General features: G+C 41.1%; 10 protein-coding genes. 3 read left to right on the plus strand and 7 right to left on the minus strand.

Annotated elements, in window-relative coordinates:
- The first annotated feature begins 154 nt into the window (after positions 1-154).
- On the plus strand, positions 155-2,350 hold the full coding sequence (locus KPL72_RS06950; protein WP_212918016.1) for a bifunctional diguanylate cyclase/phosphodiesterase: 2,196 nt from the start codon (positions 155-157) through the stop codon (positions 2,348-2,350).
- Positions 2,351-2,485: 135 nt separating this feature from the next.
- Here the strand turns inward: KPL72_RS06950 and KPL72_RS06955 are convergent, their stop codons facing one another.
- From KPL72_RS06955 to ectA, 5 genes are all read right to left on the minus strand, one after another.
- Complete coding sequence (locus KPL72_RS06955) at positions 2,486-3,928, minus strand: aspartate kinase (RefSeq protein ID WP_212918015.1); 1,443 nt, start codon at positions 3,926-3,928, stop codon at positions 2,486-2,488.
- A gap of 93 nt (positions 3,929-4,021) precedes the next feature.
- Positions 4,022-5,059 (minus strand): ectoine hydroxylase, encoded by a 1,038-nt coding sequence (gene thpD, locus KPL72_RS06960; protein ID WP_283247981.1) that lies wholly within the window; start codon positions 5,057-5,059, stop codon positions 4,022-4,024.
- 66 nt (positions 5,060-5,125) lie between these two features.
- Positions 5,126-5,599 (minus strand): ectoine synthase, encoded by a 474-nt coding sequence (locus tag KPL72_RS06965; protein WP_219702290.1) that lies wholly within the window; start codon positions 5,597-5,599, stop codon positions 5,126-5,128.
- Between the two features lie 148 nt (positions 5,600-5,747).
- A complete protein-coding gene (ectB, locus tag KPL72_RS06970) occupies positions 5,748-7,061 on the minus strand; it encodes a diaminobutyrate--2-oxoglutarate transaminase (protein WP_219702291.1) in 1,314 nt (437 codons plus the stop codon).
- Positions 7,062-7,241: 180 nt separating this feature from the next.
- Positions 7,242-7,742: a diaminobutyrate acetyltransferase gene (gene ectA / locus KPL72_RS06975; protein WP_249411709.1), complete on the minus strand. Its 501-nt coding sequence runs from the start codon at positions 7,740-7,742 to the stop codon at positions 7,242-7,244.
- Between the two features lie 446 nt (positions 7,743-8,188).
- On the opposite strand from ectA, the gene KPL72_RS06980 reads away from it, so the two are divergent.
- On the plus strand, positions 8,189-9,547 hold the full coding sequence (locus KPL72_RS06980; protein ID WP_212918011.1) for a sodium-dependent transporter: 1,359 nt from the start codon (positions 8,189-8,191) through the stop codon (positions 9,545-9,547).
- 106 nt (positions 9,548-9,653) lie between these two features.
- On the opposite strand, the gene KPL72_RS06985 is transcribed toward KPL72_RS06980, so the two are convergent.
- Positions 9,654-9,893 carry a DUF2061 domain-containing protein gene (locus KPL72_RS06985; RefSeq protein WP_212918010.1) on the minus strand — a complete coding sequence of 80 codons (240 nt, stop codon included), beginning with the start codon at positions 9,891-9,893 and terminating at the stop codon, positions 9,654-9,656.
- 103 nt (positions 9,894-9,996) lie between these two features.
- A complete protein-coding gene (locus KPL72_RS06990; protein WP_249422132.1) occupies positions 9,997-10,923 on the minus strand; it encodes a MerR family transcriptional regulator in 927 nt (308 codons plus the stop codon).
- Between the two features lie 184 nt (positions 10,924-11,107).
- On the opposite strand from KPL72_RS06990, the gene KPL72_RS06995 reads away from it, so the two are divergent.
- Entirely contained in the window at positions 11,108-12,121 is a 1,014-nt protein-coding gene (locus KPL72_RS06995) for an NAD(P)/FAD-dependent oxidoreductase (protein WP_219702293.1), read from the plus strand.
- The last annotated feature ends 30 nt before the right edge of the window (positions 12,122-12,151 follow it).

Genomic DNA, 12,151 nt, shown 5'->3' on the forward strand with positions numbered 1-12,151 from the left:
CTATAAATTATCCAAAAAGCAGTTACACTTATTCTCAGTTAGATTAATACTATTACGTTACAACGCATCTGTTTACAAAAATATCAAATACCCAGCAGGAATTTATGTGTATGATTTTTTTATGTTTATTAATTATCTAATAAAGGATCGTTAATTGAAGAAAGCAGAGTTTAAGCAGCCTTCCGCCTTATTTTTTTCATTGATTGCTTTCTTCGCTATTGCTGTATTTGGCGGCTATTGGACTCAGTCAACCAATAAGTCCATCGTCAATCAGCAGCAATCTCTTTTAAGTGGCATATCTAGGACACAAGCGTCTGTTCTAGAAAGACGTCTTTCTTCGGCCTTTACCTCCGCACAAATTTTAGCTTACGAAGTTGAGCAAAATAACGGTAATGGCGAATGGTTTCCAAATTATGCCAGTAAACTAATCGAGTCGATTGGTGGTATTGAAAACCTTCAACTGGCACCAGATGGCATCATTTCTGATATATACCCGCTTGAAGGAAATGAAACAGCCATCGGGTTTGACATTATCTCGACACCTAAATTTAAAGATGAAGCGATGCTTTCAATCAAGAATCATAGGATGTTTGTCATTGGTCCTGTTGCTTTAGTGCAAGGTGGTGTTGCCGTCATTAGTCGTGCGCCTATTTTTTTGCATAAAGGCACTCAAAGAGAACTCTTTTGGGGTTTTGCCTCTGCCGTAATTTATTTAGATAACCTGCTAGAAGCAACGCAATTAAAACAACTGGAAAACGAAGGTTATCAATACAGTTTGTCAAGAAAGCATGCTGCGACAAAAGAAACCATCATACTGTCTTCTTCTATTAACCCACTTTCAGATATACAAGCATCAACCAACCTGATTCTGCCTGTTGGCACTTGGACTCTCAGAATTAGCCGAGCATTAGATGATCAGTTAAAACAACGTAAGATAACGGGCTATGCCATCACTTTTACCGTGGCATTTTTACTCTCGATTGCGTTATACGCTATCCTAATACAACCGTTAAAACTGCGTATATTGGTGAAAGAAAAGACCGCTGAACTTCAAGAGCTTGCTTATAAAGACCCATTAACAGGGTTACCGAATAGACGATTCTTACAAGATAGCTTGCCTAGAATTCTGTACAGCAATCAGCGACGCAAACGTATATCTGCCTTTATTTATTTTGATCTAGATAACTTCAAACGTATTAACGACACGATAGGTCACGATGTTGGCGACCAAGTACTCGTTATTGTTGGGGATAGATTAAACAAACTAAAAGGCGTATCCGATCTTGTTGTACGCTTGGGTGGCGACGAATTTGGCATATTACTAGGTGATATTGGCAATGATAGACAAGCCGCTGAACAAGCCAATCGAATTTTAGACAGTATTCGAACTCCCATAAAAATGGACAGTAGAGAACACATTTTAAGCACGTCACTGGGGATAGCTATGATCCCAGAACATGGTTATGACCTTGTGACCATTATGCAAAATGCCGATATGGCATTGTATCAAGCAAAACTAATGGGTAAAAATCAGTACACTTTTTATACTGAAAATATGAAAATTAGTACGCATAATCTTATTAAGGCTGAAGATGATTTGTCTCTTGCCCTGCAAAGAAATGAATTTGAGATGTATTACCAGCCTCAGTTTGACCTTCATACTAATCGTGTCTTTGGTGCTGAAGCCCTTATTCGCTGGAACCATCCAGAAAAAGGCTTAATTTTTCCTAATGATTTCATCTCTCTTGCTGAAACCACGGGGAAGATTGTGCAGTTGGGATATTGGGTCTTAGAAAGCAGCATCGCCTATCTAGCAAAACGTAAAGAGGAAGGCCGACCTGATATTCTATTGCATATCAATCTTGCTTCGGAGCAATTATCAGATCCTCACTTTGTCACTCTGGTTCAGGAGCTGCTTGAAAAATATCAAGTGCCTGCTCATTTAATTGGTTTTGAAATTACTGAAACCTCTATTCTTGAAGACATTCACCTTGCTAGATATTTATTACAAGCTCTCAAAGAAATGGGCATTTGTATCGCCATTGATGATTTTGGAACCGGTTATTCGTCTTTGTCTCAGCTCAAAAACCTTCCCGTAAATTTACTAAAAATTGATCGCAGTTTTGTGATGGATTTAGAGAACGACCCCGACGATAGAAAAATCGTCGAAGCAATCATTGCCATGGCACACAAGCTCAATATCAAGGTACTAGCTGAAGGCATAGAAACCAGAGAGCAATGGAGAATGTTGGCCGAATTCCAATGTGATTTTGGCCAAGGCTACTATGTTAGCAAAGCGGTAACCGCTGATGTGTTCAATCAAGGCCAACCAATTATCCATAAAGATTAGAACGTTTTATTATTCTCACAATAAAGACAACACCCTAAACATAAAAAAGCCTCAAGTATCATCTCTGATACTTGAGGCTTTTGAATACTTTAGCTTTCGAGCAATACAAAGTTGCATTACTGCTACATTAACACCCTAAGACGCTAGGCAAATAGCACGACCATGATTATGTACTTCAACCAACTCTTTGTGCAGGCTGCAAATCGCTTTTTCGTAATCTTCTTCATCAACAACAAACTGCATATCTACCTGACGCATAGATTGGTGCATAGCTAATACGTTGACGTCTTGCTCTGCAATGGCTTTTACTGCCTTAGCCAGCATACCTGTGGTTTTCATATCGCTACCAATGGCAGAAACAATCGCTACTTTACGCTGCGTTATTTCAGCATCCGCAAAACGCTCATGCAGCACTCTCATGACACGTTTCAAGGTTTTCAGGTTGATCGCCAAGTAATGTGTAATCGTATTGGCATTAATATCTTTAGCGATGATATGAGCGTGGAACTGTCTTAATACTTTAAGAATATCCACATCAAATTTATCTATATCACCAGCCATATCTTGGTCGAATAGCTCTACGGCAAATACACCACGACAACCTGCAATGATCTCAACACACGGTGCATCACTTACGTAATCGCCAGTGATAAGCGTACCAGTATGTTCTGGTTCAAAGGTGTTTTTCACTCGCAATGAGATACCACTTTGACGCAAACCTTTTGCTGCTTTGGGATGGATAGCTTCCATACCAAGGTTAGCAAGCTGATCAGCTACATCGTAATTAGTTCGACCGATTGGTACCGCTTTGCTTTCACCGACTAAACGAGGATCAGCACTACTTAAGTGAAATTCTTTGTGGATCACGGCTTCATGTGCTTGCGTCAGAACCGCAATTCGGCTGAACGTCATTTCACTGTAACCACGGTCAAAGGTAGACATCAGACCGGTTTCGCTGTGAGCATAACCTGTCGCAATTGGAAGCTCTTTGCTCAAATCAATGTCTTTAAACGCATCTAAAATACGTTCATCAAGCGACATGTGACTTGGGCTATTCCAACCAGTCAAGTCAACGAATACAGCATTAACGCCGTCACGTTGTAACAAATGCGCGGTGTTCCAAGCACTGTGTGCTTCACCCAGACTGGCAAGCATTTCTCGTACGGTAGCAAGATGCTCGCTAATCGAAAAATGGCCGTGCTGACAAAGGCGATGTAGATCTTCAAGACACTCTTGTGCTTCTTGCAAACGGCTATTTAAAAATGCGTCTGCTTTATGGCGCAACTCCCCAGCTTCAAACAAGCTATGGTTAATGTCTAACATGGCTGTACGAACATCTTGTAACGCTGGAAACCAATTGTTTTGCTTACGCTCTTGAGCGAATAAAGCAAACACTCCAGCATCCCCTGTTTTCTTGTGTTCTAACAGCTTATCGGTCATACCGGCATAAGCAGAAACAACAAAAACACGTTGGTACATGTTGTTCACTAAAGTGGGTTTGAAAATTATATTATCTCTAACTGAACGGTAGTCACTCATGGACGTGCCGCCAATTTTTTCAACTGTATGTTGTCCCATCATTTTTCCAATATGTTAAGGGGCTAAAAGCCAACTTATGCCGAAATCCAAAACTGCCGCTATATTGTCATAAGGTTGCGGAAAATTTAAGCATTAATCGCTTTTTTTAAGCGCTTTAATCGACTTCCTAGCCGCGATGTATTCAGGCCTTGGAGTGGTGTTACCAAACGGCGAAACCACACGATTCGACAAGGCGTTGTAGACAAAAAATAAATTCGAGCGAGGCGATGATGTAATATTGCCGTTTGAACCATGTAACACATTGCAATCAAACAAAATAATTCTGCCCGGTTGACCAACTGCGGCTTCAATACCATTCTGTTCAATCAATGACTGCAGCGACACATCATCAGGAACGCCAACATTTTGTGTTTTAAGAGAAGATAGATAGTTATTTTCTGGTGTTTCACCAACACAAGATACGTATGTGTGGTGAGAGCCAGGAATCAACAACAGAGGGCCATTGTGGTGATCATTAGGGGTAAGTGTAATGGACATACTCAAAGCTCTCATGCGTGGCATACCATCTTCCACATGCCACGTCTCAAAGTCTGAATGCCAATAAAACTCTTTGCCACGAAAACCTGGTTTATAATTCAAACGCGTCTGATGAAGATAGACTTCATCACCTAAAAGATATTCTGCGATTCGAACTAATCTTGGGTCTTCAGCCACACTTTTAATAAAAGCGTCTAATTTATGTACATCAAATACCGAGCGAATATCACCACTATCAGCCTCTGTAACACTTTCTTCGCGTTGCTTAATCTCGCCATCATCGCGTAAACATTGCATATGCTTCTGCATATTAATGACTTCTTCGTCACTAAAAATATCATCCAGAAACAAAAAGCCGTTCTTTTCATAGTGATCTAAAAGCACCTCATCAAGAGGCGCTTTTAGCTGGTCATTAGCGTAGATAATAGGGTCTTGGCGCTGTATATACATAGGTTCAGAATAGAGTCTAGATGGATATTGGTCTTGCTGAATACCTCCAACACCCAATGAATCTACGCTTTTTTTATCAGAAAATTTTGAACTAGAAAGCTTATGGTTAGTCACTTTCTGCTTAGCAATCCTCTGATTAGTAAATTCATCATCTAAATATTCAGATGCTAGAACCGATGACATTATCGCGACTCCTTATTATCTCCTTACCGTTAACGACATGATCTGATAAATAGTTGTCTAGGTGGCTTATTCTATAATCTCGTAAGCGCCTTCTGAGTTGTGCACTTCTTTACCCGTAATTGGCGGATTAAAGACACAAGCCAATTTCAATTCTTTGAAAGCTCGCAAGGTATGCGCATCATGCTTATCCAGCACATACACAACACCTGGTTTGATGTGGTGCTTTTGACCTGTTTCGCGGCTTTCTACTTCGNTATGCGCATCATGCTTATCCAGCACATACACAACACCTGGTTTGATGTGGTGCTTTTGACCTGTTTCGCGGCTTTCTACTTCGCCTTCTCCAGAGATACAGTACACAGATTCAAGGTGATTTTGATAATGCATATCAAAGTCTTTACCTTCATAAATAGTCGTAATGTGAAACGAAAATCCCATATTGTCTTCTTTTAACAAAAGACGTGTGCTCTCCCAATTACCATCTGGGGACACTACGCGGCGTTCAGTTTTTTCACATTCAGCTAAATCACGTGCAAACATTCTTTTCTCCTTATGATCCGAAGATCTATTAAATGCCGGTAAAGAGTTACCGGAAGAGACTTGAGGTTCTTAACTTACTATTTACTTCACTCAAGTATTTATCAAAAAATTGCCCTCAAAAATGAAGGCAATTTTAGGATTAGAAAAACTAGACAGCGATGTCGTAGTTCTCATCGAAGTAGCTTTTTGCTTCTGGCATATCATCTTCTTTGGCACACACATCACGAATAGCGCGCTCTAGAATATCGATACCTTGCTTTAGATCTTCGTCGCTGATAATAAGAGGACAAAGAAATTTTACCACCTGGTCATCGGCGCCAGAGGTTTCGATCATCAGACCATTCTGGAAGCATTTCTTGGTAATCTTGCCAGCCAATTCGCCGCTAACACAGTTGATACCGCGCATCATACCTCGACCTTGAAGTGTGAAGTTGCCTTCACCAAATTCATTGACGATAGCTTGTGTACGCTCATGAATGTACTCACCTTTGCGCTTGATCTCTTTTTCAAACGTGTCGTCTTTCCAGTAAGTTTCAATAGCTACTTTTGCGGTAACGAATGCAAGGTTATTACCACGGAACGTACCGTTGTGCTCACCTGGTTTCCATTCATCTAATTCTGGACGCATTAGAACAACAGCAAATGGCAAACCGTAACCACTTAGTGATTTCGACATGGTAACAATGTCTGGCTTAATACCAGCGTCTTCAAAGCTGAAGAAAGTACCAGTACGACCACAACCCGCTTGAATATCATCAACGATCAATAGAACATCGTGTTTTTTACAAACAGCTTCTAGATTCTGTAACCAACCAAAGCTAGCAGCATTAATACCACCCTCACCCTGAACCGTCTCAACAATTACAGCAGCTGGCGTATCAACACCACTACTAGAATCGGACAACACCTTGTCTAAATATTCTGTTGTCTCGATGCCTTCACCTAAATAACCATCAAAAGGTACGGTAGAAACGCCAGCACCTAGACTAGTACCCGCTGCACCACGGTGATGTGAGTTACCTGTCACAGATAAAGCCCCCAAACTACAACCATGGAAACCATTGGTAAAACTAATAATATTTTCACGACCAGTGACGTTACGGGCTAGCTTGAGTGCGGCTTCGACCGCGTTCGTGCCAGTAGGACCAGTAAATTGCACCATATATTCAAGACCACGAGGCTCAAGAATATGCTTTTTAAAGACTTCAAGAAATTCGCCTTTGGCTTTTGTGTGCATATCTAGACCATGTGTAATACCGTCATCCAAGATGTATTCCACTAGTTTCTCTTTGAAGACTGGGTTGTTGTGACCATAGTTCAATGTGCCAGCACCGGCCAAGAAATCTAGATATTTATTACCTTCCTGATCGAATAAATACGCACCTTGTGCACGGTGAAAAACACGTGGAAAAGAGCGTGCGTAAGATTGTACTTCTGATTCGATTTCGTCAAAAATTTTCATATTTCTATCATCCTTTAAGTTCATAAACAGTAATTTTAGAGCTTGAGTAGAAAGCAAAAGCTGAGAGTGAAAGTGTGACTTTCTAACTCATCGCATTTCTAACTCACTTGCATATAAATTCATTGAGCTTGTGAGTTCATATGGCTTTTTGATTTATAGGCTTTTTAATTTATGGGCTTTTTAATTTACGGGAAATGGACCAATCCTGACTAGGTACTCGGTATCATGTCGTCCTTTGAAGTGATCCTGCTTATCAAACATCACAGATTCTTCTAGCGGAGCATCTAGCTGATCAGCGAGACGTCGAAACAGAGCCCAAGAGCCTTCATTTGATGCCGTAATACTGGTTTCTAAGTAACGCACGCCAGAACAGCTAGATCGTTCAAGCAATGATGAAACCATTCTTTTTGCTAAGCCTTGACCTCGAGCTTTTTCACTCACTGCCACTTGCCAAACAAACAGGGTATCTAGTTGTTTTGGAACAACATAACCAGACACAAACCCAATCATCTCACCGCCCTCAAATCGCGCTGCGACAGATGTATCGCTAAAGTGACTGGCTTGCAGCAAATTACAATAAACCGAGTTTGTATCCAGTGGCGGACAAGATGCCACCAGCTGATTAACTGCCATGCCATCTACCGCACTGGGTTTAGTAAACATAATTTTTTCTGAATTCATAATCACATCCATTAGAAAACAAAGCATTATTAACCAGTTAATTGTATAAATTAGCTTACGAGAAATAACGATAATCGCTGATTTATATGAATTTAATGTTACTTAACTGATTTTTAGAATCAAATTGATTTGATGTCTAATCATTCTACCTGAAAGCAAATTCAAGTCCAGCAATTTATTTAGAGAACTAACTATTACAGGCGTAATATTTTCCGCAAAGCTAGACCATATCTAGGATGAAAAGCACACAGCAAATAGCGAAAAAAATTATAAAAGAACATTTTTTGTTGCATATCTGCATCGAAATTCGGAAAATCCCGCCCCTATTCGGAGTTTTGCTTACCAGCATTCATTCATGCTGGTGAAGTGGGAAGCATTGGTATGGGTAAAAAAACCAGCTCCGATCGCTGTTGATATATTTTGCTTTCAATCATTTAGAGATAACTATGACAAATAAAACATCTATCCAAGGCTCCTGGGCGAGTCGATGGATATTCATTTTGGCGGCGACAGGTTCCGCTGTAGGCTTAGGTAACATCTGGAAATTCCCTTACATCACTGGTGAAAACGGCGGTGGGGCTTTTGTTCTGGTTTATTTGGTTTGTATTTTGCTGGTCGGCATTCCTATTATGATGGCCGAAGTGTTTATCGGTCGTCGTGCACGCAAAAACCCAATTAATGCTTTAAGTGACGTCGCTGAAGAATCTGGTAGCACTCGCTCTTGGGGTTTAATAGGTTTAATGGGAATGCTGTCTGGCGTTCTTATCTTTTCATTTTATTCTGTCGTTGGTGGTTGGGTACTTTATTACATTAAAGCCATGCTAACGGGTGAAATGAATGGCATTTCATCTGATGATGCAGGCGCAGCTTTCGGTGCTCTTCTTGCAGACCCTGCAACACTTTTAGCTTGGCATACACTATTCAGCATTATGACGGTAGTTGTGGTTGCAGCAGGCATCAATAAAGGTATTGAAACGGCAACTCGCATCATGATGCCAGCCTTGTTTGTATTACTCATCATCCTACTTGGTTATGCGATGACAACTGGCGGTTTTGCGCAAGGTTGGAATTTCATGTTCGAGTTTGACTTTAGCAAGCTGACCTGGAATGCGGCTTTGATTGCACTAGGCCATTCGTTCTTTACCCTATCTTTGGGTATGGGAACCATCATGGCTTACGGCTCTTACATGACCAAGGATGCATCTATAGGTAAAACGGTATTGGCTATTGGCGCATTAGATACGCTTGTTGCTTTGGTTGCTGGCTTGGCTATCTTCCCAATCATTTTCTCTAACGGAATGGATCCTGCGGCAGGCCCTGGCTTGATGTTTATCTCTTTGCCAGTTGCTTTTGGTCAAATGCCTTTCGGTCAGTTGTTCGGTGTTTTGTTCTTCGTCTTAGTTGGCGTAGCGGCATGGACTTCTGCTATTTCTTTGCTAGAACCAACCGTTGCCTTCTTAGTAGAACGTTTCAAAATGAAACGTATTACAGCGTCTATTAGCTTAGGCATTGTAGTATGGGGATTGGGTATTGCTTGCCTAGGTTCATTCAGCTTTATGTCTGATGTAACCTTTTTCGGCAAAAACACTTTCGATTTCCTAGATTACATTACAGCGAACATCATGCTGCCATTGGGTGGAATTCTTATTGCTCTATTCTCTGGCTGGATTGTTAAGAACAAGTTTGCACAGGACGAACTAAACCTATCTGAAACTGTATTCAAACTATGGAATTTCTCTATGAAGTTCACGGCACCAATCGCGGTTGCGGTTGTGCTGTACTTCTTGATCAACCCTATGAAGTAACACTTAAATAATTTAAGTGTTGGCAATACAGGCACCAACCCCGCTAGCGCCCTGCGCTGGTGGGGTTTCTTTTTTATAGCGGTAGAAAACTTATAGCGACAAAAAATCACATCGATCTTAACGCGTAATTCTCTCCTGCTGTTTGAATTGTCTTACTCAACTCAGATGCAACGTCCGCTTGTTGGATTTTGTTCCAGATAATCTCATGGAAATAAAACGCTACGGTATTAATGGCAGGCTCTACGATAGCGACTAAACCACCTACCAACAAACTCCCCGTAATGAGATATGCGACAGAGAACGCGATAGAAAAGTGCATAACTGCAAAAGTCATTGTCTTAGCCATGTTAAATCTCCTTCTTTGTTTTATTTGATAGAAGAAGAGTAAAACCAAGCTAACAATAAGAAAAATATATTATAGATATCCACTTAATAGTTTTTTACTTTTCTCATCTTACAGTTTGATCCATGAAATTAATCACACCTTCTAACGCCTCAGAGTAGACTTTGACCTCGCCAAGATCCGTCATGTTAGAGTCATGAGCCGCCAACCAAAAACTCGCGCCAATAACTGCCACTGGGCGTTGCCATTGCTGCATTTGATGTATCAACTCCTCCGCTTTATTACCCAATTCATTTTCACAAAAAACCAATACAGACTGAGCCTGAACACCTTCAACTAAGCTAGACCAATCATTACTATGCTGTACATTTGGAACGACACAGCAGGACAAGCCTTTATCCAATAAAATAGCTGCAGCCATGTAACACCACATACTACGCTGTGAAGCTAATCCGGCAATCAACACCTTTGGCACATTCTTTTTTTGCCCTTTAAAGTTGCTTACACGAGCCATTAAACATGATAGCAAGACCGACTCGCAAAATGCTAAGGGTGCGCCTTTCCCTAACTGCTCAAAGCTTGGCAACAACCAATCTCGTATGGCAATATCAGCAGGGTATTGAGAAAAGATTTGCTGATACATCTGCTCAATTTTGTCTTCTTGAAAAAACTCAGCCGCTTTAACCAAGGCCCCTTGCCATTCCAGCCATTCATTCGACGGTACAACACTATCAAGCATCGCGCCTTTCTCCAGCAGAGCTCGCACCTTACTGACAGCCACCCCTTGTTGAATCCAGCGCAATATGCCTTCTACTCGCTGTACATCGCCTTGGTCATACAATCGATGGCCCTTGTCAGTTCGCTTCGGCTTTAGCAAGCCATAACGTCGCTCCCAAGCTCGCAATGTAACAGAGTTCACCCCGGTTCTTAGAGATAACTCCCGAATAGGAAAGTATTCAGAGCTATCCAATAACGCTAATTCATCTAAAGAATCTTGTTTTTTTGCTTCCGCATTTTGATTTGGCTGACTCATACATTTTTCCAATAAATCATCATTCATCTAAGGCAATAAACCTATTGTGACCTAAACTTCTATAACTACCAAAGACTACACAATAAAAAACTATACAAATATTTTTTTGTACAAGATAGTTGCTTTTCTTATACGATTTTCTATATTGTATAAGAAAAGCAACATGAACACTGGGAAAAATAAGATGAACACATTAACTACCGGTCAAATTCACACCCCAACCTTTGACATCGCCATTGTTGGCGCTGGCCTAGCTGGCAGCCTATGTGCATATTTGCTATCCCAGTCAGGACAAACCGTTTGTATCATAGACAAAAGCCGCGGCAGTGGCGGTCGAGCTAGTAGCAAAAGACTAGACGGTGACATCAGCTGTGACCTGGGTACACCTTATATTGTTGCCAAACACCCAGACACCCTCGCACTCTTCAAACAGCTCACCGAAGAGCATGTAGCAGCACCATGGAAACAACTTAGTAAAACCGGCTCTCAAGCTTTTGTCGGTGTACCAAAAATGAGTGCTATTACCCGTCACTGGATTCAGAATGCAAACTTCATTACAGGTACTCGTATCCATCATTTGGATCAGATCACACAAAAAGGCGATGATCAGCCAAGCTGGCTATTGAGAGATGATAAATATCAGCCCGTTGTAATTGCGAAAAAAATTATTATTGCAGCGCCAGCACCACAAGCCGCATCAATACTGGCTTCGCACGAAAAGCTAGCTGTACTCTTACTCAGAGCGAATCAGGCTAGCGCTTCTTATGATTCACAATGGGCTATGTGGTTAGAAACAGAGCCATGTGACTTGAATGCATTGATTGAGCCTAAAGGTTCTCCAATAAAACGCATGATAAAAGACAACTACAAGCCACTGCGTCATAGCGAAAAAATAGACCGTTGGGTTATCCAATCCGATCCAAACTGGACAAAGCAGCACCTTGATTCAGATAAAGAATGGGTCACTCAAACATTGCTACAAGCTTTTGCGGAAATAACTGAACATAGAGTTTTAAAACATGGTGATCCACATCGTTGGTTCCTTAGCAGGTTTGCCGAAAACAAAGGCAACAACACTTTTGCTTGGTCATCAGAACATAATGTAGGACTAGCCGGTGACTGGTTATGCCAAGGTGATGCTGAAGGCGCACTGCTCAGCGCACACTTTCTTATTAAGCATATAGAAGACGCGAAATAACAAACTATCTTGTCTTTTGGAGGATTCATT

The sequence above is a fragment of the Marinomonas lutimaris genome, from assembly GCF_019426345.1.
Lineage (GTDB): Bacteria > Pseudomonadota > Gammaproteobacteria > Pseudomonadales > Marinomonadaceae > Marinomonas > Marinomonas lutimaris.

Coding starts and splice junctions, on each gene's coding strand:
- ectA (WP_249411709.1), bottom strand. CDS start 7,742: ATGAATTCAGAAAAAATTATGTTTACTAAACCCAGTGCGGTAGATGGC.
- KPL72_RS06955 (WP_212918015.1), bottom strand. CDS start 3,928: ATGGGACAACATACAGTTGAAAAAATTGGCGGCACGTCCATGAGTGAC.
- KPL72_RS06990 (WP_249422132.1), bottom strand. CDS start 10,923: ATGAGTCAGCCAAATCAAAATGCGGAAGCAAAAAAACAAGATTCTTTA.
- KPL72_RS06995 (WP_219702293.1), top strand. CDS start 11,108: ATGAACACATTAACTACCGGTCAAATTCACACCCCAACCTTTGACATC.
- KPL72_RS06980 (WP_212918011.1), top strand. CDS start 8,189: ATGACAAATAAAACATCTATCCAAGGCTCCTGGGCGAGTCGATGGATA.
- ectB (WP_219702291.1), bottom strand. CDS start 7,061: ATGAAAATTTTTGACGAAATCGAATCAGAAGTACAATCTTACGCACGC.
- thpD (WP_283247981.1), bottom strand. CDS start 5,059: ATGTCATCGGTTCTAGCATCTGAATATTTAGATGATGAATTTACTAAT.
- KPL72_RS06985 (WP_212918010.1), bottom strand. CDS start 9,893: ATGGCTAAGACAATGACTTTTGCAGTTATGCACTTTTCTATCGCGTTC.